Source organism: Curtobacterium sp. PhB146, from assembly GCF_004342995.1.
In the GTDB taxonomy this organism is placed as follows: domain Bacteria; phylum Actinomycetota; class Actinomycetes; order Actinomycetales; family Microbacteriaceae; genus Curtobacterium.
This window is the reverse complement of sequence record NZ_SMBN01000003.1, coordinates 157,879-184,686: the sequence shown is the minus strand read 5'-3', so window position 1 is coordinate 184,686 and position 26,808 is coordinate 157,879. Positions and strand designations below refer to the sequence as shown.

The following is a 26,808-nucleotide window of genomic DNA, read 5'->3' as shown; positions in this document are numbered from 1 at the left end:
GGTCGGCAGTCCGGCTGCGGCGTTCAGTTCTCGGCCTTGCCGTGCCGCCAGTACCCCATGAACGCGACCTGCTTCCGGTCGATGCCGACCCCGCGCACCAGGTGCCGGCGGAGCTCCTTGACGCAGCCGGCCTCGCCCGCGATCCAGGCGTAGACGGGGCGCGACTCCTCGGTGGCCGGCACGTCCCAGAGGACCTGCTCGTCGACGTCGACGTCCGCCAGCTCGACGGCGTCCCCACAGGCGGGACCCGCGGCGACAGGTGCAGCACCGGCGACGACCGTCGACGCCCACGCGTGCACCTGGTCGGTCATGCGGACGCCGTGGGTCGCACCGTTCCGGGCGATCCAGCGGACCTCGACCCCGGCGGGCGCGCTCACGGGCAGCCGGTCGGCGTCGGTCGGCACCTCGATGAAGACGTGTCCGACGGTCGAGACGTCGAGCGCCTCGAGGATGGCGCAGATCGCAGGGGCGGCGGTCTCGTCCCCGGCGAGCAGGATGCGGTTCGCGTGCCCGGGTGCGAACTCGGCGGCACCGGTCGGCAGGTCCTCGGGCGACTCCGGCACGCGGGGTCCGACGATCCGGAGTTCGTCGCCGACCCGGCAGGACGACACCCACCGGGATGCGGGTCCGGCGTCGCCGTGTGCGACGAAGTCGATGTCGAGCTCACGGGCATCGGGCCGGAACGAGCGGACCGTGTAGGTGCGCAGCGGGTTGCGTTCCGCGTCCGGCAGCGCACGCCAGGCGGCGTACCAGTCCTCGTCCTCGGGCAGTTCGGAGAACCCCACACCGTCGAGCGGCAGGACGACCTTGATCCGCTGGTCGAGCCCGACCGAGGAGAAGTCCGCCAGGGCGTCGCCCGTCAGCGTCACCCGGACGAAGTGCGGGGTGAGCGACGTGACCGCTGCCACACGGACGGAGAAGACGCGGTACCGGGTTGCCACGGATCCGAGTATGGCATGCCTTACCTAACGTCTCCAGACCCCGCAGACGGTGCGAAGATCGCTTCCGTGCCCGATGCCCCCGACGACGAATTCGCAGACCTGGCCGCCCTCGCCCGCGCGAGCGGCGTGACGGAGCCGCTCCGCGCCTCCAGGCAGGTGGTCCGCACCGATGACGGGCAGGAGACGTCCGCCATCCGGTGGGGCGACCGGGAGGCCCGGATCACCTACCTGCACGGGCTCGGCATCGACGCCCACAGCTTCGACCAGACCGCGATCGCCGTCGGCGAGCCGGCGGTCGCCCTCGACCTGCCCGGCCACGGCCGGTCGTCGTGGCGGGACGACGCCGACTACGGGGCGTCCGTGACGGCGCCGACCGTGCTCGCGGCGCTCGACGCCCTGGAGGTCCCGCCGGGGATCGTCGTCGGGCACTCGCTCGGCGCGATCCTGTCGGCACGGCTCGCGGCCACGGCACCGGAGCGGGTGACCGGGCTCGTCCTCGTCGACATGTCGCCGGACTTCGCGCAGCGGGCGGTCGACCGGATCGCCCGCGCGCTCGAGGCCGAGGAGCCCTTCGCCACCCTGGACCAGGTCGTCGACCGGGCGATCGAGGCACGCGTCGGCGACGACCGGCACGTGCTGCTGCGTGAGGCGCGCCACACCACGCGGCTCGGTGACGACGGAGCGCTCGTGCGGCGCCACCACTTCCCGCATCTGCCCGCCGGCCGCACGTCGTCGGTGGGGCGCTTCGCCGACGCCTGGCCCGACCTCGAGGCCCTGCGCGTGCCGATCCTGCTCGTCCGCGGCGACCGCGGGTACGTGTCCCCGAAGCTGCACGCCGCGTTCGCCGAGCGGCTGCCGGACGCCGAGATCGTGACGGTCACCGCACGGCACGCGGTGCAGAACCAGGCGCCCCTCGAACTCGCTTCGGCGATCCGGGCATGGGCGGGACGTCGCGGTTTGTTGCACCGGATCGAAGAACCGACCGCGGACGACACCGGCCGCCGGTAACCTCGTGCGAGCGCGAGCACTGATCATCGCCCTCGCGCCCGGAAGGAACCCACACCCATGAGTCCACGCCTGCCCCGCCGTCCCGCTCGGGCTGCGCGCACCACGCGCCTCGGACGTGCTGCCCTCGCCGCCACCGCGGTCGCCGTCGTCTCCGCCCTCGCGCTGACCGGCTGCTCCGGCTCGTCGAACGAGGACGGCGGCGCCGACGCCACCGTCCGCGTCGGCCTGGTGCTCGAACCGACCAGCCTCGACATCCGCACGCAGTCCGGTGCAGCGCTCGACCAGGTGCTCATCGACAACGTGTACCAGGGGCTCGTCGGCCGGACCGCCGACGGCGACATCCGCGACGTGCTGGCCTCCGAGCACGAGGTCTCCGACGACGGCCTGACGTACACGTTCACGCTGCGCGACGGCATCACCTTCCAGGACGGCAAGGACGTCACCGCGGCCGACGTCGTCTGGTCGCTCGAGCAGGTCAAGTCGAACGAGACCTACGTCGACTCCGCCAAGCTCGCCGGCGTCACCTCGATCACGTCCCCGTCGACCGGCGTGGTCGAGCTCAAGCTGGCGAAGCCCGACTCGGACCTGCTCTGGAACCTGACCGGCCGCTCCGGCCTGGTGCTCGAGAAGGCCGCGACGAACGACCTGTCGGACACCGCGAACGGCACCGGCCCGTACGAGGTCGCGAGCTGGAAGCAGGGCGACTCGCTCACCTTCGACCGCAACGACGACTACTGGGGCACGAAGGCGAAGGTCGCGAAGATCGTCTTCCGGTACATCACCGACCCGTCGACGGCCGTCAACGCCATGGCGAACGGCGACCTCGACGTCCTCAACCCGGTCGACGGAACGCTCAAGAGCCAGCTCGACGGCAACTCGGACATCGCGCTGCACTCCGGCAAGACGACGGACAAGTACACGCTCGCGTTCAACGACCAGAAGGCGCCGTTCACCGACAAGAAGGTGCGCCAGGCGATCCGGCAGGCGATCGATCCGAAGGCCCTCATCAAGGCCATCGGTGGTACGGGCGTCGAGCAGGGCGGCCCGATCCCGGAGCTCGACCCCGGGTACGAGGACCTGACCGACATCGACGCGTACGACCCCGACAACGCGAAGCAGCTCCTCGCCGCCGCCGGTCAGGAGAACCTGAAGCTCACGCTGACGTACGCGAACATCTACCCGGCGACCATCGGCGACGTGCTCAAGTCGCAGCTCGCCGACGTCGGGATCACCCTGACCGTCAAGCGCGTCGACTTCGCGACCTGGCTGTCGACGGTGTTCCAGGCGCCGAAGTCGGGTGAGCGCGACTTCGACCTGTCGATGGTGGACCACGTCGAGGCCCGGGACTTCGGCAACTGGGCGAACCCCGACTACTACTTCGGGTACGACAACGCCGAGGTGCAGTCGCTGTACGCCGAGTCGATCGCGGCCACCGACGAGGACGCCAAGGTCGACGCGCTGCGGAAGGCCGCGAAGATCGTGAGCGAGGACGCCGCCGGCGAGTGGCTCTACACGGCCACCGAGATCACCGCGGTGCGCTCCGGCGTGACGGGCTTCCCGGTCGACGGCGGCAACTCACGACTCGACCTGTCGAAGCTCGCCGTCAAGTGAGACGACCCGCGCCCGGAGCTCCGAGCACGTGACCCGGTTCCTGGTCGGCAGGCTGCTGCTGTTCGTCGTCGGGCTGCTCGTCGCGAGCGTCATCATCTTCGCGACCCTGCGGGTGCTGCCCGGCGACGTCGCACAGGTCGTCGCCGGCACCCAGTCGACCCCGGCGCAGGTCGAGCAGCTCCGGCAGCAGCTCGGCCTCGACCGGCCCGTCGTGGTGCAGTACCTCGACTGGATCGGCGGGGTGTTCCGCGGCGACCTCGGCCGGTCCCTGGTGACCAACGGGCAGGTCGCGCCGGAGATCGCGCAGAAGCTGGCGATCACGCTGCCGCTCGCGGGCATGTCACTCGTCACCGCACTCGTGATCGGCGTCCCCCTCGGGGTCGTCGCCGCGGTGCTCCGCCGTCGACCGGGCGGCGCCGTCATCGGGTTCGTGGCGCAGGCCGTCGCCGCGATCCCGGTCGTCTGGGCCGGCATGCTGCTCGTCGCGCTGTTCGCCGTCACGCTGCACTGGCTGCCGACCCAGGGCTTCCCGCTCGACGGCTGGTCCGAGCCGGGGCGTGCGTTCGCGTCGCTCGTGCTGCCCGCCCTGACCATCGGCGCGGTCGAGGGTGCCGTCATCCTGCGCTTCACCCGCTCCGCGACGCTGTCGGTGCTCGACGCCGACCACGTCCGCACTGCGGCCGCGATCGGGCTGACGCGCACGCAGGCGTTGCTCCGGCACGGGCTGCCCTCGGTCGCCCTCACCGTGCTCGCCGTGCTCGGAGTGCAGATCGCCGGGCTGCTGGTCGGGGCCGTCGTCGTCGAGCAGCTGTTCTCGCTGCCCGGGGTCGGTCGCATGCTCGTGACCGACGTCGGGCGCCGCGACGTCACCAAGGTGCAGTCCGAGCTGCTCGTGCTCACCGGCCTCGTGCTGCTGGTCGGCTTCGCCGTCGACGTCGTGCACCGCGCCCTCGACCCACGCCAACGCGAGGTGTCCGGATGATCCGCCGCCTGCTCTCCCGCCCCACCGGGGTCTTCGCCGTCGTCGTGCTCGGCCTGCTCGTGGTGCTCGCCGCGGTGTCGCTCGTGTGGACGCCGCAGGACCCGTTCCGCGCCGATCCGTTCCACCAGTGGGAGGGCCCGAGCGCGGCGCACTGGTTCGGCACCGACGCCGCCGGCCGCGACATCGCGAGCTACCTGCTCGCCGGCACCCGCACCACCGTGCTCGTCGCCGTCGGAGCCGGGGTGATCGCGAGCGTCGTCGGCATCGTCCTGACCGCGATCGGGTCCCTCACCGCCCGCTGGGTGCGCGAGGGCACGGCCGTCCTGCTCGACATCCTGGTGGCGTTCCCGACCCTGCTGACCGCGATGCTGCTGACCGCGGTGTTCGGCGGGTCGCTCGGGGTCGTCATCGTGAGCGTCGGACTGTCCTTCGGGGTCACGATCGCCCGGGTCGCCCGCGGCGAGATCCGGCGCATCGCCCGCAGCGACTACGTCACCGCGGCCCGGGCCTCCGGTGTCGGTGGTGTCGGGGTGCTGTTCCGCCACCTGGTGCCGAACGCCGCGCCGCTGTTCACCGTGCAGCTCTCGCTCGCGATGGCCACCGCTGTCCTCGCCGAGGCCGGTCTGTCGTACCTGGGCTACGGCGCCGGGTCGGACACGGCGTCGTGGGGCAACCTGCTCTCCGACCTGCAGACCTACATCGGCGTGCACCCGTGGAGCGCCACCTGGCCGGGAGCCGCGATCGCGCTGGTCGTCGCCGCGCTCTCCCTGCTCGGTGACGCGATCCGCGACGCGACCGACCCACGGCTGACGACGAACGACCGCGCAGCGGGCGGCGACCGCCGCGCCGACCCGGCCACGACCACCCCGGGGGTGACCGCATGACCGACCGCAGCCACAGCGACACCGACACCGGTGGGCTCGCGGTGGTGGGGCTCTCCGTCCGCATCGCGGGGCGGACGATCCTCGACGACGTGACGTTCACCGTGCCTCCCGGCGAGCGCGTGGGCGTGATCGGCGCATCCGGATCCGGCAAGTCCATGACCTCGCTCGCCCTGATGGGCCTGGAGCCCGCCGGCGCGACCGTCACCGGCAGCATCCGCCTGGACGGCACGGAACTCGTCGGCCTGCCCGATCGGGAGCGCGCAGAGCACCGCGGCTCCGGCATCGGCATGGTGTTCCAGGAGCCCGGCACCGCCCTCGACCCGCTGCGCCGCGTCGGCGCGCAGATCGCGGAGCCGCTGCGCCTGCACCGCGGACTCGACCGGCGGGCGGCACGCGCCGCGGCGACCACCCTGGCGGCGGACGTCGGACTGCCGGACCCGGAGTCGCTGCTGCGGCAGTACCCGCACCAGCTGTCCGGCGGGCAGCGTCAGCGGATCTGCATCGCGATGGCGATGGCCGGGCAGCCCGCGTACCTCGTGGCCGACGAGCCGACCACGGCGCTCGACGTCACGACCGAGGCGCGGATCCTGGATCTCTTCGAAGGGCTACCCGCGGGCATGGTCTTCGTCACGCACGACCTCGCCGTGCTCGCGCGGATCGCCGACACCGCCGTCGTGCTCGACGGCGGACGGGTCGTCGAGCAGGGCTCGGTCGCGTCGCTGCTCGCCGCGCCGCAGCACCCCGCGACCGTCGCGCTCGTCGACGCCGCGCGCGCCACCGCCCGTCGTGCCCGTCCGTCCGGAGGCTCCGCATGACCGCCATCCTCGACGGGGTCGGGCTGCACCGCACCTACCGGCTCCCCCGCCGCGGGCCCTTCGAACCGGGCCCCGTCCGCACCGCCGTCGACGGCGTCGACCTGACGGTCGCCCCCGGCCAGCGGCTCGGGATCGTCGGCGAATCGGGGTCCGGCAAGTCCACCCTGGTCCGGCTGCTCGCCGGCCTGGAGGCACCTTCCGCGGGTTCCGTGACCGCCTCCGGTCGTCCGGTGGTGGCGTCCGGGTCCGCGGCCGCGATGCGCTGGTTCCGTCGCGAGACCGGGGTGGTGTTCCAGGACCCGTACGCGTCCCTCGACCCGCGGATGCGCGTCGGCGCGATCGTCGGCGAACCGCTGCGGGCACTGCGGATCGACGGGGATCACCGGACGCTGGTGCGCGACGTGCTGGAGCGGGTCGACCTGCCGGCAGACGTGGTCGACCGGTACCCGCACGAGTTCTCCGGTGGGCAGCGGCAGCGCATCGCGATCGCCCGGGCCGTGGTGCACGGGCCGCGGATCCTGTTCGGCGACGAGCCGATGAGCGCCCTCGACGTGGTGGTGCGGGCACGGGTCATCGAGCTGTTCCGCTCGCTCGCCGACGACCTCGGGCTGACCCTGGTGCTGGTGTCGCACGACATCGGTGTGGTCCAGCGGCTGTGCGACACCGTGGCCGTGATGTCGGCGGGACGCATCGTGGAGCACGGGCCGGTGTCGCTGCTCGATGCGCCGGAGCACCCGGTGACGCGGGCGCTCGTGGACGCTGCGCCGACGCTGCCGTAGGGGCGGGGCGGGGCGGCGGCGACACGCGATTCGCGACATCCCACGAGTCGATCGACGCGTGGCCTGTCGGAACATGCACACGCACCGGATGCACGTGCATGGTGCGACGATCCACGAGGTGATCGACGCGTGGCCTGTCGGAACATGCACACGCACCCACCTCGCTCCCAGCGCAGCGGCCTGGGGTGTGCGACTCCTGTTCGACTGGGCGGGACTCCTTGCCCACTGAGCGGGACGCCGAGACGATCGACCTGCACCGATCGCTTCTCGAAGGGGAGAACGCATGAGCAAGTCGCACGACATCACCAGGCGCACGGCACTCGGACTCGGCATCGTCGCCACCGCATCGGCAGCGAGCGGGGTGCTCGGCAGCACACCGGCGAGCGCCCACGGCCGCGCCCACCCCGGCGCAGGCGCAGGCCCCGCCAGCCCCGGCCACCCCGGCCCCGGCCACCCCGGTCGCCCGCACCTCGCCGCAGCGGTCGAGCGGGAGTTCGCCGCCGACACCACCACGGTCCTGCGGAACCCGCTCAACGGCTGGGCGCTGTACGGCTCGTCGGCACCGCCCGCGAACTACTGGACGCAGTACGACGACGTCCCGCTGCCCGACGGCACCACGGTCACGGTGTCCGACCACGCCTCGGTCATGTACATGCGGGTCTCGTGGACGATCCTCGAGCCGTCCGAGGGCGTGTACGGCTGGGACACGAACGCGGCGTTCGCGGGCATCCTCGCCGAGGCCCGTCGCCGTGGGCTGCGGCTGGCCTTCCGCGTCGTGGTGGACAGTCGCGACAAGTCGTCGGACTTCACGCCCGCGTGGGTGCGTGCCGCCGGGGCCGCCGGGTACGAGACGCAGACCGGCAGCAAGACCGTGTGGAGCCCGTACCCGGACGACCCGGTGTTCCAGGCGAAGTACGCCGCGTTCGTCGCGGCCTTCGGCGAGCAGTACGACGACCCGGCCACGACGGACTTCATCGACGGGTACGGGCTCGGCAAGTGGGGTGAGGGCCACTCGATGCTGTACCAGGACGCCGCGAACCGCGAGCCGGTGTTCGACTGGATCATCGACCTGTACCAGGAGCACTTCACCCGGGTGCCGCTGGCGTTGAACTACCACCGGATGATCGGGGGCCCGAAGGACTGGGGCGCCCCGGACTCCGAGAGCGAGCGGATGCTCGACGGCGCGTACGAGAAGGGCTACGTCCTGCGCCACGACGCCTTCGGCATGACCACGTACTACGCGGACTGGGAGAAGTCGATGGCCGCGAAGTGGCGGTACAAACGGCCGATCATCATGGAGGGCGGGTGGGTCACGGCCCAGCACGACGTCACGCAGGACCCGCGCGGGTACGTGACGACCGCCGACGTCCGTCAGGGCGAGTTCGACGACTCGGTCGAGGCGCACGTGAACATGATGGACCTGCGGAACGGCGAGGCCCTGTCGTGGTTCGCGGCGCAGACCTTCCCGTTGACGCAGCGGTTCGACGCCGAGGGCGGCTACCGCCTGCACCCGTCGCGCGTGGTCGTGCCCGGTTCGGCGTCCGCCGGCGCGACGGTGGACGTCACGCACGAGTGGACGAACACCGGGTGGGGCTACCTGCCCGACAACCTGCCGGTGTGGAACGGCAAGTACAAGGCGGCGGTCGCGTTGCTCCGTGCGGACGGCAGCGTGGCGGGGACGTTCGTGGACACCGCGTCCGACCCGTCGACGTGGTTGAAGGGGTCGCCGACGTCGTACGCGTTCCGTCCGTCGCTGGCCGGCGTCGCGGCGGGTGCGTACCGGTGGGGCATCGCGATCGTCGACACCACCGCGGGCAACGCCCCCGGCATCGAGCTCGGTGCGCAGGGCACGCAGCAGGCGGGCTGGCTGGTCGTCGGCGACGTCACCATCGCCTGAGACGCGACTGCCTGGAGGCCCGGTGCCGGTCCACGAGACCGGCACCGGGCCTCCAGGCAGTCGCCCCCACCCCGTCCCGTCAGCGCGCGAGGAACGTCACGGCGCGCGTCAGGAACGCGCGGTGCTCCGGTGACGCGAACGACGCGGCGGAGTGGCCGAGCGCGTCGTAGACGGTGGTGCCGCCGCCGGGTCGTTCGTGCACCCAGGCGAGCGGGTGCCGCTCCCCCTCGTGCTCGTGGTCGAGCAGGACCCGCACCGAGGGCGAGACCCGGAGGTGCGTGTAGCGCTCGTCCTCCAGGGTGAAGTCCGTCAGGCCGGCGGTGATCGGGTGCGCCGCGTCGACCACCCGGACGGCCGCGGGCCCGAACGGCGGGTGCATCGTCGTGCCGCGCTCCCACACCCCGCCGAGGGCACGCTCCCAGTGCGGGTCGTCAGCGAACGACGTCGCGGCGACGTGCAGCACGAGCAGCGGCACGTCGCTCGCGAGCAGGCGGTGGAAGCCGGCCCGGGCGTCGGTGAGCGGGACCGGGCGGTCGTCCCGGGGCAGCCCGACGTCGACGACGACGAGCGACGGCAGGGGTCCGGTCGCGAGGGCGGCAAGGGCGGTGTCCACGTCCTCCGGTTGCTCGAGCGCGACGCCGGCCGACGCAGCGAGCGCCGTGACCGCCGCGTTCGTCTCGGCGAAGGGGTGCCACGGGTCGGTCCAGCGTCCGGAGCCGCCGAGCAGGACCGCGCTCACGGTGTCGCCTGGGTCACGGTGAGCGCGTGCTCGCCGTCGGTGGACGTCTGCCGGGCGACGAGCTGCACACGGTGCACCGCCGGGCCCCAGACCCGCTCGAGTTTCGCGTCGTCGACGTCCCGCCGCTCGACGTGCACCGCGAACCGATCGGTGTCGACGGACAGGTGGGCGGGGCCGACGCGCAGCCCGCCGTCGACGGGCACGGGTTCGTCGCGGGTCATGAGCACCAGGGTCATCGTGCCGGGCTCCGCGAACGTCCAGGTGTCGCGGACGACCACGCGTTCGGTGGCGCGGTCACGGGGCACCGACCGGTCGAGCGTCGCGGTGCGGTGGAGCGATCGCAGTCCGCCGGTCGCCGGGTACGCGGCGGTCAGGTCGGCGGACCACGACGCGACGTCGCCGTCGTCCTCGAACTCCGTGCCGGTCGCGCGGAACGCGGCGCCCTCGTGTTGTTCGACGCCGTTCGGCAGCGGGACGGTGTGCCAGGCACTCCGCATCGTCCAGATGCCGTAGCGGTGCTCCGGCATGAACGTCTCGCGGCGGTACACGCCCACCCCGACGTCGATGAGCACCGGTTCGCCGTCGAGCGAGACGATCACCCCGCCGGCGTCGTTGTGGTTGTGGCTGACGTCGTTGTGCCCGCCCTTCACCGCGAGGACGAACCCGTCGGTCGCGCCGTCGTGGGCGCGGGCGACGGCGACCTCGGTGCCGGGCAGCCACAGCGACGCGGGCATCCCGGGCTCGGCCGGCCCGTCGGTCCACGAGGGGTCCCGCAGTTCGGCGAGCGTCCGACGGAACAGCGCGGCGAGCTGCCCGTCGAACCGCAACGCGTGCTGCCGGCCCATCCACCGGGCGTGCCGCACGACCCGGTCGTCGTCGACGCGCTCCCCGAAACGGGCGAGCAGGTTCCAGTTCGCGTTCTCGGCCAGCGCCGGGGAGCCGTCGGAGTGGTTGACCTGCGTCGCGGCGCCGATCTGCATGCCCATCGGGAACCGGGCCATCGCGGCGACCGGCTCGACCGAGAAGCCGTCGAACGCGCCGCCGGTGAGCTCCTCGACCAGGTCCAGGGCCTCGAACAGGGTCGCGCCGGCCCACCACCAGTACGTGGCACCCTCGTCGCAGCTGCCGTCGGCGTCGTAGCCGGCGCGGAACCGGTCGAGGATCACGAGCGCACGGTCGATCGTCGCGGCGAGGCGATCGCGGTCGGGCTCGACCACGGCGGCGCACACGAGCACGTTCGACACGATCCACGGCGCCCAGTTGTTCGGCGGCCCGTCCACCCCGTGCCAGAAGTACACCTCCTGCTCCCACGGGTCGAGCACGCGGCGGCGGATCTCGTGGTGGACGTGCGCGCGGATGCCGGGGCGGTCCTGCTCGAGGCGCTCCCCCGCGATCGCGTCGATCGCCGCGAGCATGCCGCCGACGTAGGCGTCGGACAGGTCGAGCACGTCCCGACCGGGCACGGGCAGGAACGGCCGGCTGCCGTCCTCGGGCAGCGCGTAGTGCGACGGCAGACACCAGGCGCGCAGCTCCAGGATCCGCCAGACCTGGTCGCCGAGCACGTCCGCCCACTCGGCGTCGCCGGTCACGCCGAGAGCCAGGGCCGCGGTCGCGGCGGACTCGAGCAGGTTCCGCTGGGCCCGCTCGTACGGCTGGCGGTTCCCGTCGCGACTGTACGTCGCCCACAGGGCGAGGGTCGGGAAGGTGACCGCCGCGGCGGCGCGACGGTCGTGCGCGACCGCGAGCAGGGCCTCCCGGTCGGCATCCGCGACGTGCGCCCACGCCGGGCGGTCGCTGACGGGAGGCGCGGGTCGCCACGTGCGCGGACGGAGCGCCGCGCGCGCTGCCGGGGTGAACCGGTCGGTGAAGGACGGGGCGTCGACGGTGACGGTCATGGGGTGGGTCTCCGGGTGGTGACGGTGGTGGACGGGTGCTGGCGGCTGGTGGGTGGCAGCTGGTGGCGGCGGTTGGTGGTGGCGGCCGGTGGGCTGCAGCTCAGGCCTGGACGGCGAAGCCGTCGGGGACGATGGGGTCGGTGAACGCGCCGGTGGCCGCGAACGCGATGGTCTCGCGCACCGCGTTGTCGGCGAGCCGACGCAGCTCGTTTCCGAGGGACCCGGCGATGTGCGGCGTGATGAAGGTGTTCGGCGTCGACCGCAGTCGGGCGTCCGGTGGCAGGCGTTCCGGCTCGGTGACGTCGAGGACGGCGGCCAGGTCGCCGCGGTCCAGGCGGTCGGCGAGGGCGTCCTGGTCGACGATCGCCCCGCGCGCGGTGTTCACGAGCGTGGTACCCGGCCGCATCCGCCCGATCACGGCACGGTCGACGAGCCCCCGCGTCGACGGCAGCAGCGGCGCGTGCAGGGTGACGACGTCGCTCGAGGCGGCGAGGGTGCCGAGGTCGACGGCGGTGACGCCGAGCAGCGCGGCCTCGTCGTCGTCCAGGTACGGGTCGCTCACGAGCACGCGGACGTCGTAGTCACGGAGCCTTTCGATGACGGCCCGCCCGACGCGCGAGGCGCCGACGACACCGACGGTCACGCCGTGCATGCCGACGACCGGCCACGAGCCCTCGACGTCGACCGGGGTCTCGTCCGAACGCAGCGCGGCGGCGCTGGCGAAGGCCCGCTTGGCGGCGAGCACGATCACCGCGACCGTGAACTCGGCGACCGGGACGGCGTTCGCGGCGGCGCTCGACGCCACGGCGATCCGTCGCTCCCACACGTCGGTGTCGACGACGGGCTTGACCGACCCGGCGGAGTGCACGACGGCGCGGAGCCGCGGCATCCGGTCCAGACGGTCCGCGGACAGCACGGGGCTGCCCCACCCGGTGACGAGCACCTCGGCGTCGGCGAGCAGCGGGAGGTCGCACGGGTCGTCCGGGTCGAGCGGACGGTCGGCGACCAGCCGGACGGCCTCGGAGGCGTGCAGGGCGGCGAGGTCGCCGGGGTCGAACACCCGGGTGAAGGTCGCCTCGGGCATCACGAAGGCGACGGGGACGGGCGAGCGGTGCGCGTGGCCGCGTGGAGCGGGGGGCACTGGCACTGCCGGGGGCGCGGGCTGCGCTCGGGGCGCGGGCTGCGCTCGGGGCGCGGGCTGCGCTCGGGGCGTGACGGGGCGTGACGTCATCGTCGGACGGTTCCTCTCCGGGGGTACGGCGTCCCCATGCCAGCGTTCGGCGGTGTGCGGAGTCAAGCCGCGGGGCGCAAACGCTCACGAAGTGAACACGACGGGCGCGCGGATCGCGCGGATCGCGCGCCGGCCGCTCACGGACCGGGGACGACCGCCGCGGTCGACGCCCGCACGCTCAACGTCGGCGCCAGGGTCATGTGCCGACGGGCGAAGCCGACCTGCGCCGTCGCCGAGATGCGCTCGAAGCACATCGTGGCAGCGAACCGGCCGACGTCGTTCTTCGGGGGCGCGACCGCGGTGAGCGGCACCCCGGCGAGCGCCGCGACCTCGTCGTCGTAGGCGACCACGGACAGGTCGTCCGGGATCGACAGGCCCATCTCGGTGACGGTCTCGACGAACTCGACGGCGTACTGGTCGGAGTGCACGAAGACTGCGGTGGTCCCGGTGGCGAGGCAGCGCTCGATGAAGGCCCTGGTCGTGGCGCCCACGCCCTGGTCGTCCGGGATGACCTGGACCGGGGCGCCGGGGTCGAGGCCGAGTTGCCGGACGGCGCGGTCGTACCCGGTGCGGAGCTGCGGGGTGGTCGGGGTGTCGAACACGGCCATGCCGATGCGACGGTGCCCGAGTTCGGCGAGGTGGCGGACCGCGATGCCGGCACCGGACTCGTGGTCGCTGCGGACGGACTCGAGCGCGGAGCCGACCGGGGCCTCGACCACGGAGCGTTCGACCACGACGACGGGCATCGGTGCGTGGTCGAGGAGCTCGAGGGTCGTGAAGGCGTCGGCGACGGTGGTGGTGACGAGCAGCCCGTCGACGCCGGCGGCGATGAGGCGTTCGACCTGCTGGCGTTCGCGGGCGGGTTCGTAGCGGGAGACGCCGAGCACGACGCGGCCGCCCAGGGCCTCGGTCCGTTCGGCGACGCCGGCGACGATCTTCGGGAAGTAGTAGCCGGGGTCGGGGACCACGAGCCCGAGGGTGAAGAGCGCGCCGCTGCCGTCGGTGGTGTCCCGGTCGGGGCGGGGTGCGGGTCGGTGCGGTGCGCCCGCGGTGGGCAGGGTCTCGACGGAGACGGCGCCGCCGTGCACGCGCCGGAGCACGCCGCGGTCGGCGAGTTCGGACAGGTCGCGGCGGACCGTCATGGCCGAGATCCCCTCGCGCTCGGCGAAGTCCGAGGCGGACAGGGTCCCGTGCACACGGAGCTCGGCGAGGATCCGTTCGTGGCGTCTGGTCGGGTGCATCGTCGCTCCCAGTGTTCGATTCGTGTGCGGGTGAATACCGCGGCTTGACCGTCATCATACGGACGCCACAAGATGACGAAACCCCCAGCCACGTGAGCAAAGGAGCCACATGAGCGCGACGCTGGTCGATCCGACCACCGAGCCCCGGACCACCCGGTCCGGCGGCGCCCCGGCCCCGCGGAAGGTCCCGTTCCTCGCTCGGCTGCGGCGCGACTACCCGCTGCTGCTCATGGTGGCGCCGGCGGTGGTCCTGCTGCTGCTGTTCGTGTACGTGCCGATGATCGGCAACGTCATCGCGTTCATGGACTACCAGCCGTACATCCCGATCGCCCAGAGCCCGTGGGTCGGGTTCACGAACTTCCAGCTGATGTTCGCCGACCCGGAGTTCTGGCGGGCGACGGTGAACACGCTGGAGATCACGTTCCTGCAGCTCATCCTGTTCTTCCCGGTGCCGATCGCGTTGGCCATCCTCATCCACTCGCTGGTGTGGCCGTGGCTCCGGGCGACCGTGCAGTCGGTGCTCTACCTGCCGCACTTCCTGTCGTGGGTGATCGTCGTGGGGTTCTTCCAGCAGTCGCTCGGGTCCGGCGGTGTGGTCAACCACACGCTGCGGCAGCTCGACATGGGGACGATCGGGATCATGAGCGACCCGGAGACGTTCAAGCTGCTGCTGACGTCACAGGTGATCTGGAAGGACGCCGGCTGGGGCACGATCATCTTCCTGGCGGCGCTCGCGGCGATCGACGACAACCTGTACGAGGCGGCCGCGATCGACGGGTCGGGAGCGTGGAGCCGGTTCTGGCACGTCACGCTGCCGGGCATCCGTCCGATCATCGTGCTCCTGCTGATCCTGCGGCTCGGCGAGGCCCTGTCCGTCGGGTTCGAGCAGATCATCCTGCAACGGAACGCCGTGGGGGCCGATGCCGCCGAGGTCCTCGACACCTACGTCTACTACCACGGCGTCGTCGACGGGAACTGGTCCACGGGCATCGCGGTCGGTCTGGTCAAGGGCCTGGTCGGGTTCGTCCTCATCATGGCGGCGAACAAGGCCGCCCACATGCTCGGTGAGCAGGGAGTGTATTCACGGTCATGAGCACCATCGCCCGTCCGGTCTGGGCCGGAAAACCCACACCCGTCGTCCTCGCACTCAAGGCCGTCGCGATCGTCCTGATCCTCGCCGTCGTGCTGTTCCCGTTCCTCATCGTCTTCTCGACGAGCGTGTCGAGCCAGGCGGACGTCACCGCTGCCGGCGGCTACGTCGTGTGGCCGCGGTCGTTCGACCTGTCCGCGTACGTGCAGATCCTGTCCGGCGGGGTCGTCACCCGCGCCGTGGTGGTCACGTTGCTCGTCACGGTCGTCGGCACCGTCATCAGTCTGGCGTCGACGGTTCTCGCCGCGTGGGCGCTCAGCCGACAGGGATCGCTGTTCCAGCGGCCGCTGCTGACCTTCGTGCTCATCACGTTCCTGTTCGCGCCGGGGATGATCCCGCTGTACCTGATGGTGAAGCAGCTCGGACTCCTCGACAACTACTGGGCGCTGATCCTGCCGAGCGCGTTCAGCGTGTTCAACATGGTGGTCGTCCGAGGCTTCATGATGAGCATCCCGCAGGAGCTCATCGACAGCGCGAAGATCGACGGCGCCGGCGAGTTCCGCATCCTGTGGCAGCTCGTCCTGCCGCTGTCCCGCGCGGTCATCGCCGTCGTCGGCCTGTTCTACGCCGTCGGCTACTGGAACGCGTTCTTCAACGCGCTGCTCTACCTGTCGGACTCGACGAAGTGGACGCTGCAGCTGGTGCTGCGCACCTACGTCCTGCAGGGCTCCAGCCTGGTGTCCGGTGCCGGGTCCGACGCCTCGATGCAGCCGCCGGCGGAGTCGATCCAGATGGCCGTCGTGATGATCGCGATCATCCCGATCCTCGCCGCCTACCCCCTGGTGCAGCGCCACCTCACCAAGGGCGTCCTGACGGGCGCCGTCAAGGGCTGACACGGCCCCACCACCCCACTGCCACCCGACGCTTCAAGGGAGAAGCCATGACCGACACCACGACCGGCGGCCTCAGCCGCCGGACCCTCATCTCCGGCGCCGCCTTCGGCCTCGTCGCGCTCGGCGCTGCCGGCAGCCTGACCGGGTGCTCCACCGGCGGCAACGCCGCGACCATCTCGGACCAGGTGGCCGCGCTGCCGACCTACGTCCCCATCACCAAGGGGCCGAAGCCCGACCTGCCCGGCAACGGCGTCGTCCAGCCCGTGTACTACTCGTACCCGCAGGACAGCGAGCTCTTCACCTCGGTCACCGGCAAGGTCGGCGACGGCGAGAAGACCACCGGGTTCGTCGTGACCTACGCGGCGCCGCCGCCGGCGCAGAACTCGTTCCTCGACTACGTCGGGGGCCTGACGGACACCGAGTACGACCTGACGTTCGTGCCCGGCGACTCGTTCGCCGCGAAGTTCGCGACGATGACCGCCGGCAACGACATCCCGGGCATCGTCGAGTTCCTGACGTTCGCGATGCCGCCCCGGTTCCCGCAGCTGCTCGACGCGAAGTTCGCGGACCTGTCGGAGCACCTCTCCGGCGACGCCGTGAAGGACTACCCGAACCTGGCGAACATCCCCACCGCGTCGTGGCGGAGCGCCCGCATCAACGGGAAGATCTACGGCGTCCCCGAACACCGGCCGCCGTTCGGGTCGGTGATGATCTGCCGCCCCGACCTCATCGAGCAGCTGACGGGCGCAGCACCGGCCCCGAAGGACAAGGACGAGTTCACCGAGCTGTGCACGGCCGTCACCGACGCCAAGGCCGGCCGGTACGCGATCGCCGGCCAGGGCGGGGCGAGCGGCGTCGACTGGGGGTACGACTTCATCGGTGCCACCTTCGGCGTGCCGAACCAGTGGGCGATGTCGAAGGGCGGCGAACTCACCCACAAGAACGAGACCGACGCGTGGCTCGAGACCCTCAGCTACGTCAAGAAGCTCTGGAACCTCGGCGTCTTCCACCCGGACACCCCCAGCCTCGAGAGCGCGAAGGCGAAGACGTACATCAACAACGGCACCGTGCTCATGCACCTCGACGGCATCTCCGCCCTGCTCGACGTGTCGATGCCGAAGGGGATCGTCACGGGCGGCCTCGTGCCCTTCGGTGCGACGGGCGGCCCCGGTGCAAACTACCAGGGCACGTCGAGCTTCTCGTTCGCCGCCCTGAAGAAGACGACGCCCGAACGCATCAGGGCCCAGCTCCGGCTCATCGACTACCTCTCCGCACCGTTCGGGTCGAAGGAGGCGTTCACGCTGACCCACGGCGAGAAGGGCGTCCACCACACCGGCAGCGGCCCGGACGCGACGCTGACGAAGGCCGGCGAGCAGACCATCAACGCCAGCGCGCTGTACCGCCTCGGCGCCGGCCCGCAGGTGCTGAACACCGCGGTCCGCATCGACGAGCAGCTGCGGCAGTCGCACCAGTACCAGACCAAGACGCAGGACATGCTCGTGAAGAACCCGGTGGACGGCTTCTACTCCCCCTCGGCCGCGGCGACGGCGTCGGCGAGCACCGCGTTCAACAGCGTGTGCAACGACTACGTGCTCGGGCGGACGAACCTGGCGAAGGTGAAGGCAGCGCGGGCGACGTGGGTGTCGGCCGCCGGGGACAAGATGCGCCGCGAGTACTCCGAGGCGATCGAGAAGCAGAGCTAGCCCGGGCGGCGGCTCGCACGCGTTCTGCGACGTTCCACGAGTCGATCGCCGAGTGCTTCGTCGCACCATGCACACGCATCCGATGCACGTGCATGGTGCGACGTTCCACGAGTCGATCGACGCGTGGATCGTCGGAACATGCACACGCGTCGACCCCCGCGCAGGCGGTCACGCGGTCAGGCGGTCCAGGCAGCGGGGTGCCGCCGCTGCCAGCGCAGCCGCCGCTCGAGCTGCGCCCCGATCGCGAGCAGCACCCGCTCGCCCCCTGGACGCCCGATCAGCTGGACGCCCATCGGCAGGCCGCCGCCGTCCGGGTGGTCGTCGGCGGTGACCCCGACGGGCAGGGTGATCGCGGGCAGCCCGGCGACGTTCGCCATCGAGGTCCACGGCGAGTACGCGCACTGGCGGCGGAAGTCCTCGTCCGGGTCGTCGCCGTACCAGCCGAGCGGCCGCGGGGTCAGTGCGAGGGTCGGTGACAGGACGGCGTCGAACCGGTCGAACGCACCGATCAGCGAAGCCGAGAACGTGTCGAGCGCCGTCATCGCGTCGAGCACCTGCGTGCCCGTGAGCCGCTGTCCCCGCTGCACGAGCCACGCCACCAGCGGCGTGAGCGCGGTCAGGTCGATGCCGGGGAGCATCGGCAGCCGCGCCGCGGAGCTCTCCCACGCCACCCGGAACGCGTCGGCGTACGCCACCCGCGGCATCTGCACGTCCTCGACGCCGTGCCCCAGTTCGCCGAGCACCCGCACCGCGGTCGAGGCTGCGGCACGCGCCGCGGGGTCGACCACCACGTCGACGGTGTCGTCCCACGGTGAACCGTCGAGCAGCCCGACGACGAAGCGCCCCTCACCGCGGACGGCCGCCGCGGTGAACGGGCCGTCACCGCGCGACGGCGTGACCAGGGCGTACGGCGACGGTTCCGGCAGCCCGGTCGGCGCGACGAGCGCGTCGAGCAGCATCCCCGCGTCCGCGACGGACCGGGTCAGCGGCCCGGCGACGGAGAGCCCGCCGACACCGGAGCGACCGGGCATCGACGACACCCGCCCGCGGCTCGGCTTCAGGCCGACGAGTCCGGTCGCGGCGGCCGGGATCCGGACCGATCCCCCGCCGTCGGACCCGACGGCAGCGGGCAGCAGCCCGGCCGCCACGGCGACCGCCGCCCCGCTCGACGACCCCCCGGGCGCGCGAGTCGTGTCGTACGGGTTCCGCGTCACACCGAACCGCGTCTCCGACGACGAGGACATCCCGAACTCCGGCGACGCCGTCTTGCCGAGGCTCACCGTGCCGGCGGCGTCGAGCGCCGCGACGAGCGGGTGGTCGGCCCCGGCAGGGCGCTCCGGCAGACTCGCGGTGCCGGAGCGCGTGGGGACCCCGGCGCGGTCGTACAGGTCCTTGTCGGCGGACGGGAGGCCCCACAACGGTCTGGACGTCGGCACCAGGTGCCCGAGACGGTCGGCTCTCGTGCGCGCGGCGTCCGCCGTGACCGTCACGAACGCACCGAGGGCCGGGTCGAGGCGCTCGATGCGGGCGAGGTAGTGCTCCGTCACCTCGAGCGCGGTCGCCTCCCCCCGGCGGATCCAGTCCCAGAGTTCCTGCGCGGCGAGGTGGTGGAGTTCGAACACGGTTCCCGAGCCTAGGCGGCGACGGTGCCGGTCGTGCGTCAGTGCTGGTCGTACGTCAGTGCTGCTCGTACGTCAGTGCTGGTCGTACGTCAGTGCTGGTCGTACGTCAGTGCTGGTCGTACGCGTAGAAGCCGCGGCCGGTCTTCACGCCCAGGTCGCCGGCGTCGACGTACTGCCGGAGCAGCTGCCGCGGGCCCTCGGGCAGGTGCGGGTCCTCCGTCGCGTAGTGCTCCTCGATGTCCAGGACGACGTCGAGCCCCACCTGGTCCATCATCCGGAACGGCCCCGCGGGCGAACCGGTGTTCACCGCGAACATGGCGTCGACGTCCTCCGGCGTGGAGACCCCGTCGGCGACGACGGCCAGGGACTCGCGCTTGATGGCCGCCCAGATGCGGTTGAAGATGAACCCGGTCGACTCCTTGCGGGCGACGAACGGCCGGACGCCGTAGGTCGGCAGGACCTCGAGCAGCAGGTCGATGACCGCGGGGTCGGTCTCCCCGTCGCTCATCAGGTCGACGGCGTTCTGCGTAGGCGGCATGTAGAAGTGCATGTTCAGCACGCGCTCGGGGTGCTCGACCTCGTCGATCACGAGTCGGCTCGCGTACGACGACGAGTTGCTCGCCAGGATCGTGTCCGCCCCGACGGCGCGGTCGAGCTGTCCGAACACCGTCGTCTTGAGGTCGAGGCGCTCCGGGATCGCCTCGACGACGAGCCACGAACCGGCGACGGCCTCGTCCAGGTCGTCGAACGCGCGGACGGTGCCGACCGCGCCCCCGTCCCGCGCCGCGGCGAGCGCCGGGAGCTCGCGCTCGACGTACTCGACGGCGGCCGTGTGGACCGACTCGGCGAGGTCGTACACGCGGGACTCGCCGCCGGCGCTGGCGAACACCAGGGCGATGCGACGACCGAGGGTCCCACCGCCGATCACGGTGACGGGTCGGTTGCGGATGTCGGTCGGCAGGGAGAAGCCCATGGTGTCCTTCGTTCTCGGGTGTAGGTTCGATACACAACGTACTCAGTACGGAACGTATCGCAACTCGACAAGGAGTTCCCATGCAGGCCTCGGACGTCCTCCGCCACGCCACCACACCCCTCACCGCGCCGGTGTACCCGCTGCGCCCGACGCGCTTCACCGATCGCGAGTACTTCAACGTCGTGTACCGGACCGACCCCGACGCCCTCCGCGCCGTCGTGCCGGAGCCGCTGCAGGTCGACGCGCCGCTGGTCCGGTTCGAGGTCATGAAGATGGGCGACGTCGACGGCTACGGCCCCTACGTCGAGTCCGGTCAGGCGATCCAGGTCACCCACGACGGCGAGGTCGGCGAGTACCTGCACGCCATGTACCTCGACAACTCCGCGGCGACGCTCGCCGGTCGCGAACTGAGCGCCTACCCGAAGGTGCTCGGGACCCCGGGGTTGCGCATCGACCAGGGCGCCCTCGTCGGCACGCTCGACCGCGGTGCCGAACGCGTGGCGACGGCGACCATGGCGTACCAGTGGGAACCGATGGACCCGGTCGAGGCCGCGGCGCAGATCACGGTGCCGACCTGGATGGTGAAGCTCGTCCCCGACGTGACGACCCTGGGGTTGCGGGCCGCCGACCTCGTGCGGACCGAGATCACCGACATCGTCGTGAAGGGGGCCTGGACCGGGCCCGCCCGTCTGCAGCTGTTCGAGCACGCCCTCGCGCCGATGGCCGACCTGCCGGTGCTCGAGGTCATCAGCGCCTCGCACGTCCTGACCGACCTGACGCTCGCGCCGGTGCGGTCCGTGCACGACTACCTGGCCGACCCGCGCCGGTCGGACGAGGCCTCCTAGGATGAGCCGATGTCCCCACGAGTGAGCGACGACACCGCCGCACCCACCCGCCCCACCCGGCGGCGCAGCAGCACCCGCGCGGAGCTCGTCCGCGCGGCCGAGGCGCTGTTCGACGAGACCGGCTCGGCCTCGGCCAGCGTCGAGGCGATCGTCGCACGTGCGGGGTTCACGCGCGGGGCCTTCTACTCGAACTTCGCGACGACCGACGAGCTCTTCTTCGCGGTGTACGAAGCGCAGGAGGCCGTGGTCGTCGAACGGCTCGAGGACGGCTTCCGGGCCGCGCTCGGCACGACCGATCCGCAGTCCGTCGACGCGATCGTGTCCGGGGTCCTCGGCGGCCTGCCCCCCGAGGGCAAGTGGTACGCGATCCGCTCGGTCCTGCTGTCCCGGGCGCGACACGAACCCGAGCTCCGGGCACTGCTCCGAGCGCACACCGACGCCTTCCACGCGGCACTCGAACCGCTGCTCGTCGAGTCGGTCACGGCACAGGGCCGGCGCCTCACCGTCGCCCCGGACGTCTTCACCCGGGCGGTCGTCGCCGCACACGTCGGCGCGGTCAGCCAGACGGTGCTCTACGACGACGCCGCGACCATCCGCGTCGCCGCGGTGCGGGGTGCACTCCTCGGACTCAGCGAGCCGGTGCGCGAGCCCGACGGGGCCGACGACACCGATGACACCGACGACACCGGAGGTACAGCGTGATCGTCCCCGAAGCCGCGGTCCCGCTGTTCCTGCGGGCCACGCACGCGAACGCGCCGTTCGTCACCGAAGCGGGAGCGCACCGAGCCGTCCGCCGACAGGCCCTCCGCCCCGAGCCGTTCGGACCACCGAAGCACCTCCGGCCCGACGTGCGCGTCGACGTCCACCGGCAGGGCGGCTCCCCCGTGTACACCGTGACGCCGAGCCGCCAGCCACCGCTCCGCGACGTCGTGTACGTGCACGGCGGCGGGTGGGTCCACGAGATCGCCCCGCAGCACTGGGCGCTCATCGCCCAGCTCGCCGCCGAGGCACGCGCCACCGTGACCGTGCCGATCTACCGACTCCTGCCGGACGGCAACGCTCGGCAGGCGCACGACCTGGTCCTCGACGTCGCACGCCGCGTCATCGACCGGCGCGGACGGGTGCAGCTGGCCGGTGACTCCGCCGGCGGGCAGATCGCGCTGTCGGTCGCCCAGACCCTGCGCGACCAGGGCGTCCGGTCGCTCCGGACCGTCCTGGTGTCACCGGCGCTCGACCTCGGCTTCTCGAACCCGCGCATCCCCGAGGTGCAGCCGAGCGACCCGTGGCTCGGTCGCGACGGGGGCCGTGTCCTCGGTCACCTGTGGGCCGACGGCCTGTCGATCGACGACCCGGTCGTCAGTCCCCTGGCCGGTTCGTTCCACGGCCTCGGCCCGATGCTCGTCCACACCGGGACCCACGACGTGCTGAACCCCGACGCGCACCTGCTCGTCGCGGCCGCCCGGTCCGCGGGCGTGGACGTCACGCTGCGCGAGCGCCCCGGCGCCCTGCACGTGTTCCCCCTGCTGCCGACGCGCAGCGGACGAGCAGCACGGCAGGAGATCGTCGCGGCCGTCCGCGGCGCCTGACCGTCAGCGCAGGACCCGGCCGGCGCGTGCCCGTGACGGCGACGGCGGCGGACCGCCGGCCGTCCTGCGCGACGCGGGGCGGGCCTCCCGGTCAGACCGTCAGACCGTCAGACGCCCAGGTGGGCGGCGAGCACGTCCCGGACGCTCGTCCACCCGTGCGGACCGTAGCGGTCGTCGTCGACGTGGTGGAGCTCCGCCTCGCCGCTGAACATGCTCACGAAGTACTGCATGCCCTGCCAGGCCGGGAACGGTTCGGCGTCGTCCTTCGACACCCGACGGCCGATCCGTGCCATCGCCGACAGCGTGCCGGTCGTCCCCGCCCACTGCAACCGGAACGGGGTGCCGGTCAGCCGGGACATCGTGTCGGCGATCGACCGTGCCGTGACGCGGTCACCGGCGACCTCGACCACACGGGGTGCGTCCGCGTCGAGTGCGACGAGCGCCGTCACGCGCGCGACGTCGTCCTTCGTGGTGAAGTCGAGGACCTGGTCGGCCGACGACCAGTAGAGCACTCGCTGGCGGTCGAACAGGATCAGCGGCGCCTGACCGGTGAGCATGTCCGTGAACGCCCCGTTCAGCACCGAGGTCGCACGGATCGGTGCAGCGTCGAGGGTGGCGGCGAACTCGCGGCGGAGCTCGAAGTTGCGGTTCGAGCCGGGCGTGATCGAGCGGTAGTCGGCGGCGTAGTCCGACGGGATGAACCGCGGGACGCCGGCCTGGACCGCGGCGTCGAGCAGGGCGCGCTGGGCGTCCACGATCACGGCGCGGGTACCGCTGACCGTGGAGACGACGACGTCGACCCCGGCGAGCGCCGTGACCAGCGCCGGTGCGTCCGTGTAGGCCGCGGTGACGACGTCGACGCGGTCGTCGTCGGCGAACTGCCGCTGGGCGCCGGTGCTGGACGGGCGGGTGAGGACGCGGACGCGGGTGTCGTGCTGCAGGAGCTCGCGGACGATGCGTCCGCCGAGGTCTCCGGTGGCGCCGGCGACGAGGACGGTGGTGGTCATGGCCGCCACGCTACGGGTACGCGGGTGCGGCGGGCACAGGTGCGGAGTCCACGTATCCTGCGGAGGTGGACACGACTCTCCCCTCCGGCACGACGAAGCGCCGGATCGAGCTCCGGCTCGCTCGCCCCCTGCTCACCTGGTTCGCCCGCCCGACCGTCACGATCGACGGAGTCGGGCACCCGGCGCAGTGGGGCACGGGCACGTGGGCGGTCGCCGACGACGGCCGGACCGTGATCGGGGTGTACCTGTTCAACCGGGCATGGCGCTTCGGTGCGGCGACGGCGACCGTCGGCGATGCAGAGGTGCTCGAGTACCGCGCGGGTGTGCTGCCCGTCGGTGCGGGGCGGTTGGCGCCCGTGCCGGTGCCGGGCCTGCCGGGCCGGGATTCGCGCTGAGCGACACTCCACGCGGCGCGGGGCCCGAGGAGTGTCGCTGTGCCCGAGACCCGGGCACGGGCCCGGCGCGGCCCGGCCCGGCCCGGTGCTACTCGTGCTCGATGTCGGAGAACAGGCCGGTGAACGTGGCGCCGGTGCCACCGAGCCGCTCGAAGAACACGGCGGCCTCGGCGGTCGCCACTGCGTCGGAGGCATCCCCGTACGAGGCGAAGTACAGGTCGAGGGTGCGGTGCGCCGGTGTCGGCGTGCCGTCCTCCTTCGGCCAGACCTTCGCCGCCTCGAGCCGCTGCAGGCCGGGCAGCTTCGCGGCGAGTGCCTCGAGCTCCACGTAGGACTGCTCGAACGCCGACGGGTCGGCCGGGTTGTCGATGATCAGGGTGATCTTCGTGGTCATGGTGTGCTCCTGCGGGTGTCGGTGTGACGGGTGACGGTGCAGCGCCCACTCCACTCCGTTCCGCGCACCGCTGCCCGGGATCGGCTACTCGAACATCTCGGCGAGGAGTGCGTGCGGGTCACCGTCGACGACGTGTGCCGATGGGGGCTCCGGCCAGTGCGTCGTGCCGTCGTCCGGCCAGCACGGCACGACGTGGAAGTGCAGGTGCCGCACGCTCTGCCCGGCATCGGCGCCGGAGGCCTGCACCACGACTGTGCCGGTGGCGCCGAGTGCGCCCCGCATCGCCCGTGCGACACGTTGCGCGAGCGCGACGGTGGCGGCCAGTGCCACCGGGGCGGCACCGAGCAGGTCGTCGGCGTGCTCGACCGGTGCGACGAGGGTGTGCCCGGGCGCGAGCGCCGACCCGGGCAGCGGCGCGAACGCGACGGCGTGTTCCTCGCGCTCGACCCACACGGCCGGTTCGTCGCCGGCGATGATCGCGCAGAAGACGCAGGATGCCATCCGTCCAGTGTGCTGCACCCGGAGCACCGGGCGCTCCGAGGGCGGTGCCGTGCGCGCGCCGCCGCGTGGGACGATTGGCGCATGACCGCCACGCTCGTCGCCAAGGGCCTGTCCGGCGGGTACGCCGCTCGCACGCTGTTCGACTCCCTCGACCTCACGGTGGCACCGGGCGACGTGATCGGCGTCGTCGGCGTGAACGGTGCCGGCAAGTCCACCCTGCTCCGACTGCTGGCGGGTGTCGACGAGCCCCTGGCGGGCACGGTGTCGCTCGCACCGTCCGACGCGTTCGTCGGCTGGCTCCCCCAGGAACACGAGCGGATCGCGGGCGAGACCGTCGCCGCGTACATCGCCCGACGGACCGGCTCGGCCGAGGCGACCGAGGCCATGGACGCCGCGGCTGCCGCGCTCGGCGACCCGGACGCCGGCGACGCTGCCGCGGACAGCTACTCGACGGCGCTCGACCGCTGGCTCGCCGCGGGCGCCGCTGATCTGGAGGACAGGATCCCCGCTGTCCTGGCCGACCTCGGCCTCGAGACCGGAACCGATGACGACGGCGTCGGGCCGGACTCGCTCATGACCGCGCTGTCCGGTGGGCAGGCCGCTCGCGTCGGGCTGGCGGCGCTGCTGCTGTCGCGGTTCGACATCGTCCTGCTCGACGAGCCCACGAACGACCTCGACCTCGACGGGCTGGACCGGCTCGAGGGGTTCGTCCGGGGCCTGCGCGGCGGGGTCGTGCTCGTCAGCCACGACCGGGAGTTCCTGGCACGGTCGGTGACGAGCGTGCTCGAGCTCGACCTGGCGCAGTCGTCCAACCGGCTGTTCGGCGGCGGCTACGACTCGTTCCTCGAGGAGCGCGAGATCGCCCGGCAGCACAAGCGCGACGCGTACGAGGACTACGCCTCCACCAAGGCCGACCTGGTCTCCCGCGCCCGAACACAGCGCGAGTGGTCGAGCCAGGGCGTGCGCAACGCCATGAAGAAGGCCCCGGACAACGACAAGATCCGGCGCAAGGCCGCCTCGGAGTCGAGCGAGAAGCAGGCGCAGAAGGTCCGCCAGATGGAGTCCCGCATCGCGCGGCTCGACGAGGTCGAGGAGCCCCGCAAGGAGTGGCAGCTCGAGTTCACGATCGGCAGCGCGCCCCGGTCCTCGGCCGTCGTGGCCACCCTGTCCGACGCCACCTTCACGCAGGGCGACTTCACGCTCGGCCCGGTGTCGTTGCAGGTCGACGGCGGCGACCGCATCGGCATCACCGGACCGAACGGCGCCGGCAAGTCCACGCTGCTTCGGGCATTGCTCGGCAAGCAGGCGCCGACGACCGGCACCGCCTCGCTCGGGTCGAGCGTCGCAGTCGGCGAGGTCGACCAGGCCCGTGCGGCCTTCACCGGCGACCAGTCACTCGCCGCGGCGTTCGAGGCGATCGTGCCCGAGTACACCACTGCCGACGTCCGGACGCTGCTCGCGAAGTTCGGGCTGAAGGCCGACCACGTCGGACGGCCCGCGTCGGCGCTCTCCCCCGGCGAACGGACCCGCGCCGGACTGGCGCTGCTGCAGGCCCGCGGGGTGAACGTGCTCGTGCTCGACGAACCGACGAACCACCTCGACCTGGTGGCCATCGAGCAGCTCGAACAGGCGCTGGAGTCGTACGACGGCACCCTGCTGCTCGTCACGCACGACCGGCGCATGCTGGAGACCGTCCGCCTCGACCGGCAGTGGCACGTCGACGCCGGCCGGGTCACCGAACGCTGACGACACCAGGAGCACACACCCAGACGACGA

25 protein-coding genes are annotated in these 26,808 nt (G+C 72.3%); 15 read left to right on the top strand and 10 right to left on the bottom strand.

The genetic code is table 11. The features are described from left to right. Nucleotides 1–23: 23 nt before the first annotated feature. Complete coding sequence (locus EDF33_RS13015; RefSeq protein WP_243648766.1) at nucleotides 24–941, bottom strand: siderophore-interacting protein; 918 nt, start codon at nucleotides 939–941, stop codon at nucleotides 24–26. Nucleotides 942–1,007: 66 nt separating this feature from the next. On the opposite strand from EDF33_RS13015, the gene EDF33_RS13010 reads away from it, so the two are divergent. The 7 genes from EDF33_RS13010 to EDF33_RS12980 all read left to right on the top strand — a co-directional run bounded on the left by EDF33_RS13010 (nucleotide 1,008) and on the right by EDF33_RS12980 (nucleotide 8,917). Further along, nucleotides 1,008–1,949, top strand: coding sequence for an alpha/beta fold hydrolase (locus tag EDF33_RS13010; RefSeq protein ID WP_165918818.1), 942 nt, complete (start codon nucleotides 1,008–1,010; stop codon nucleotides 1,947–1,949). 57 nt (nucleotides 1,950–2,006) lie between these two features. After that, nucleotides 2,007–3,560 carry an ABC transporter substrate-binding protein gene (locus EDF33_RS13005; protein ID WP_131846464.1) on the top strand — a complete coding sequence of 518 codons (1,554 nt, stop codon included), beginning with the start codon at nucleotides 2,007–2,009 and terminating at the stop codon, nucleotides 3,558–3,560. Nucleotides 3,561–3,588: 28 nt separating this feature from the next. Next, entirely contained in the window at nucleotides 3,589–4,542 is a 954-nt protein-coding gene (locus tag EDF33_RS13000) for an ABC transporter permease (protein WP_123339771.1), read from the top strand. Then, on the top strand, nucleotides 4,539–5,426 hold the full coding sequence (locus EDF33_RS12995) for an ABC transporter permease (protein WP_123937752.1): 888 nt from the start codon (nucleotides 4,539–4,541) through the stop codon (nucleotides 5,424–5,426). The genes EDF33_RS13000 and EDF33_RS12995 overlap by 4 nt, the downstream gene beginning before the upstream one ends. Further along, the gene (locus tag EDF33_RS12990) at nucleotides 5,423–6,241 is read left to right on the top strand and encodes an ABC transporter ATP-binding protein (protein ID WP_132100260.1); all 819 of its coding nucleotides are present in this window, start codon (nucleotides 5,423–5,425) and stop codon (nucleotides 6,239–6,241) included. Before EDF33_RS12995 ends, EDF33_RS12990 begins: the two co-directional genes overlap by 4 nt. After that, nucleotides 6,238–7,020, top strand: a complete 783-nt coding sequence (locus EDF33_RS12985; protein WP_132100259.1) for a dipeptide/oligopeptide/nickel ABC transporter ATP-binding protein — start codon at nucleotides 6,238–6,240, stop codon at nucleotides 7,018–7,020. The genes EDF33_RS12990 and EDF33_RS12985 overlap by 4 nt, the downstream gene beginning before the upstream one ends. A 283-nt stretch (nucleotides 7,021–7,303) precedes the next feature. Continuing rightward, nucleotides 7,304–8,917, top strand: coding sequence for a DUF4832 domain-containing protein (locus EDF33_RS12980; protein ID WP_132100258.1), 1,614 nt, complete (start codon nucleotides 7,304–7,306; stop codon nucleotides 8,915–8,917). Nucleotides 8,918–8,996: 79 nt separating this feature from the next. On the opposite strand, the gene EDF33_RS12975 is transcribed toward EDF33_RS12980, so the two are convergent. From EDF33_RS12975 to EDF33_RS12960, 4 genes are all read right to left on the bottom strand, one after another. After that, the gene (locus EDF33_RS12975) at nucleotides 8,997–9,656 is read right to left on the bottom strand and encodes a ThuA domain-containing protein (protein WP_165918817.1); all 660 of its coding nucleotides are present in this window, start codon (nucleotides 9,654–9,656) and stop codon (nucleotides 8,997–8,999) included. Continuing rightward, nucleotides 9,653–11,551 (bottom strand): heparinase II/III family protein, encoded by a 1,899-nt coding sequence (locus tag EDF33_RS12970; RefSeq protein WP_132100256.1) that lies wholly within the window; start codon nucleotides 11,549–11,551, stop codon nucleotides 9,653–9,655. Before EDF33_RS12970 ends, EDF33_RS12975 begins: the two co-directional genes overlap by 4 nt. A gap of 100 nt (nucleotides 11,552–11,651) precedes the next feature. Then, nucleotides 11,652–12,692, bottom strand: coding sequence for a hydroxyacid dehydrogenase (locus EDF33_RS12965; RefSeq protein ID WP_131846457.1), 1,041 nt, complete (start codon nucleotides 12,690–12,692; stop codon nucleotides 11,652–11,654). 227 nt (nucleotides 12,693–12,919) lie between these two features. Continuing rightward, nucleotides 12,920–14,023: a substrate-binding domain-containing protein gene (locus tag EDF33_RS12960; RefSeq protein WP_132100255.1), complete on the bottom strand. Its 1,104-nt coding sequence runs from the start codon at nucleotides 14,021–14,023 to the stop codon at nucleotides 12,920–12,922. Between the two features lie 109 nt (nucleotides 14,024–14,132). On the opposite strand from EDF33_RS12960, the gene EDF33_RS12955 reads away from it, so the two are divergent. The 3 genes from EDF33_RS12955 to EDF33_RS12945 are packed head-to-tail and all read left to right on the top strand — an operon-like array spanning nucleotide 14,133 to nucleotide 17,709. After that, complete coding sequence (locus tag EDF33_RS12955) at nucleotides 14,133–15,116, top strand: ABC transporter permease subunit (protein ID WP_123294248.1); 984 nt, start codon at nucleotides 14,133–14,135, stop codon at nucleotides 15,114–15,116. Beyond that, a complete protein-coding gene (locus EDF33_RS12950; RefSeq protein ID WP_123294247.1) occupies nucleotides 15,113–16,006 on the top strand; it encodes a carbohydrate ABC transporter permease in 894 nt (297 codons plus the stop codon). The genes EDF33_RS12955 and EDF33_RS12950 overlap by 4 nt, the downstream gene beginning before the upstream one ends. Before the next feature lie 47 nt (nucleotides 16,007–16,053). Beyond that, on the top strand, nucleotides 16,054–17,709 hold the full coding sequence (locus tag EDF33_RS12945) for an extracellular solute-binding protein (RefSeq protein ID WP_132100254.1): 1,656 nt from the start codon (nucleotides 16,054–16,056) through the stop codon (nucleotides 17,707–17,709). A gap of 176 nt (nucleotides 17,710–17,885) precedes the next feature. Here EDF33_RS12945 and EDF33_RS12940 read toward each other — a convergent pair whose 3' ends face one another. Both EDF33_RS12940 and EDF33_RS12935 read right to left on the bottom strand, forming a co-directional pair. Further along, nucleotides 17,886–19,331, bottom strand: coding sequence for an amidase (locus EDF33_RS12940; protein WP_132100253.1), 1,446 nt, complete (start codon nucleotides 19,329–19,331; stop codon nucleotides 17,886–17,888). Nucleotides 19,332–19,437: 106 nt separating this feature from the next. Further along, the gene (locus EDF33_RS12935; protein ID WP_132100252.1) at nucleotides 19,438–20,304 is read right to left on the bottom strand and encodes a 3-hydroxyacyl-CoA dehydrogenase family protein; all 867 of its coding nucleotides are present in this window, start codon (nucleotides 20,302–20,304) and stop codon (nucleotides 19,438–19,440) included. 80 nt (nucleotides 20,305–20,384) lie between these two features. Between EDF33_RS12935 and EDF33_RS12930 the strand changes: the two genes are divergently transcribed. The 3 genes from EDF33_RS12930 to EDF33_RS12920 are packed head-to-tail and all read left to right on the top strand — an operon-like array spanning nucleotide 20,385 to nucleotide 22,735. Then, nucleotides 20,385–21,149 carry an acetoacetate decarboxylase gene (locus tag EDF33_RS12930; RefSeq protein WP_132100251.1) on the top strand — a complete coding sequence of 255 codons (765 nt, stop codon included), beginning with the start codon at nucleotides 20,385–20,387 and terminating at the stop codon, nucleotides 21,147–21,149. A 9-nt stretch (nucleotides 21,150–21,158) separates the two neighbouring features. Then, nucleotides 21,159–21,851, top strand: coding sequence for a TetR/AcrR family transcriptional regulator (locus tag EDF33_RS12925; RefSeq protein ID WP_132100250.1), 693 nt, complete (start codon nucleotides 21,159–21,161; stop codon nucleotides 21,849–21,851). Beyond that, nucleotides 21,848–22,735 carry an alpha/beta hydrolase fold domain-containing protein gene (locus EDF33_RS12920; protein WP_132100249.1) on the top strand — a complete coding sequence of 296 codons (888 nt, stop codon included), beginning with the start codon at nucleotides 21,848–21,850 and terminating at the stop codon, nucleotides 22,733–22,735. Before EDF33_RS12925 ends, EDF33_RS12920 begins: the two co-directional genes overlap by 4 nt. 107 nt (nucleotides 22,736–22,842) lie before the next feature. On the opposite strand, the gene EDF33_RS12915 is transcribed toward EDF33_RS12920, so the two are convergent. Next, complete coding sequence (locus EDF33_RS12915; protein WP_132100248.1) at nucleotides 22,843–23,742, bottom strand: NmrA family NAD(P)-binding protein; 900 nt, start codon at nucleotides 23,740–23,742, stop codon at nucleotides 22,843–22,845. 65 nt (nucleotides 23,743–23,807) lie between these two features. Here EDF33_RS12915 and EDF33_RS12910 point away from each other — a divergent pair, with 65 nt between their 5' ends. Beyond that, on the top strand, nucleotides 23,808–24,137 hold the full coding sequence (locus EDF33_RS12910; protein ID WP_132100247.1) for a hypothetical protein: 330 nt from the start codon (nucleotides 23,808–23,810) through the stop codon (nucleotides 24,135–24,137). 88 nt (nucleotides 24,138–24,225) lie between these two features. Here EDF33_RS12910 and EDF33_RS12905 read toward each other — a convergent pair whose 3' ends face one another. Together EDF33_RS12905 and EDF33_RS12900 are read right to left on the bottom strand one after the other, a co-directional pair. After that, nucleotides 24,226–24,531 (bottom strand): EthD family reductase, encoded by a 306-nt coding sequence (locus tag EDF33_RS12905; protein WP_132100246.1) that lies wholly within the window; start codon nucleotides 24,529–24,531, stop codon nucleotides 24,226–24,228. An 84-nt stretch (nucleotides 24,532–24,615) separates the two neighbouring features. Next, nucleotides 24,616–25,032 carry an HIT domain-containing protein gene (locus EDF33_RS12900; protein WP_132100245.1) on the bottom strand — a complete coding sequence of 139 codons (417 nt, stop codon included), beginning with the start codon at nucleotides 25,030–25,032 and terminating at the stop codon, nucleotides 24,616–24,618. 81 nt (nucleotides 25,033–25,113) lie between these two features. On the opposite strand from EDF33_RS12900, the gene EDF33_RS12895 reads away from it, so the two are divergent. Beyond that, nucleotides 25,114–26,778, top strand: coding sequence for an ABC-F family ATP-binding cassette domain-containing protein (locus EDF33_RS12895; protein ID WP_132100244.1), 1,665 nt, complete (start codon nucleotides 25,114–25,116; stop codon nucleotides 26,776–26,778). The last annotated feature ends 30 nt before the right edge of the window (nucleotides 26,779–26,808 follow it).

Bases quoted from the DNA above. Each gene is read 5' to 3' on its own strand.
- EDF33_RS13005 (WP_131846464.1), top strand. From the start codon at position 2,007: ATGAGTCCACGCCTGCCCCGCCGTCCCGCTCGGGCTGCGCGCACCACG.
- EDF33_RS12995 (WP_123937752.1), top strand. From the start codon at position 4,539: ATGATCCGCCGCCTGCTCTCCCGCCCCACCGGGGTCTTCGCCGTCGTC.
- EDF33_RS12990 (WP_132100260.1), top strand. From the start codon at position 5,423: ATGACCGACCGCAGCCACAGCGACACCGACACCGGTGGGCTCGCGGTG.
- EDF33_RS12985 (WP_132100259.1), top strand. From the start codon at position 6,238: ATGACCGCCATCCTCGACGGGGTCGGGCTGCACCGCACCTACCGGCTC.
- EDF33_RS12980 (WP_132100258.1), top strand. From the start codon at position 7,304: ATGAGCAAGTCGCACGACATCACCAGGCGCACGGCACTCGGACTCGGC.
- EDF33_RS12970 (WP_132100256.1), bottom strand. From the start codon at position 11,551: ATGACCGTCACCGTCGACGCCCCGTCCTTCACCGACCGGTTCACCCCG.
- EDF33_RS12960 (WP_132100255.1), bottom strand. From the start codon at position 14,023: ATGCACCCGACCAGACGCCACGAACGGATCCTCGCCGAGCTCCGTGTG.
- EDF33_RS12955 (WP_123294248.1), top strand. From the start codon at position 14,133: ATGAGCGCGACGCTGGTCGATCCGACCACCGAGCCCCGGACCACCCGG.
- EDF33_RS12950 (WP_123294247.1), top strand. From the start codon at position 15,113: ATGAGCACCATCGCCCGTCCGGTCTGGGCCGGAAAACCCACACCCGTC.
- EDF33_RS12945 (WP_132100254.1), top strand. From the start codon at position 16,054: ATGACCGACACCACGACCGGCGGCCTCAGCCGCCGGACCCTCATCTCC.
- EDF33_RS12935 (WP_132100252.1), bottom strand. From the start codon at position 20,304: ATGGGCTTCTCCCTGCCGACCGACATCCGCAACCGACCCGTCACCGTG.
- EDF33_RS12930 (WP_132100251.1), top strand. From the start codon at position 20,385: ATGCAGGCCTCGGACGTCCTCCGCCACGCCACCACACCCCTCACCGCG.
- EDF33_RS12925 (WP_132100250.1), top strand. From the start codon at position 21,159: ATGTCCCCACGAGTGAGCGACGACACCGCCGCACCCACCCGCCCCACC.
- EDF33_RS12915 (WP_132100248.1), bottom strand. From the start codon at position 23,742: ATGACCACCACCGTCCTCGTCGCCGGCGCCACCGGAGACCTCGGCGGA.
- EDF33_RS12905 (WP_132100246.1), bottom strand. From the start codon at position 24,531: ATGACCACGAAGATCACCCTGATCATCGACAACCCGGCCGACCCGTCG.
- EDF33_RS12900 (WP_132100245.1), bottom strand. From the start codon at position 25,032: ATGGCATCCTGCGTCTTCTGCGCGATCATCGCCGGCGACGAACCGGCC.
- EDF33_RS12895 (WP_132100244.1), top strand. From the start codon at position 25,114: ATGACCGCCACGCTCGTCGCCAAGGGCCTGTCCGGCGGGTACGCCGCT.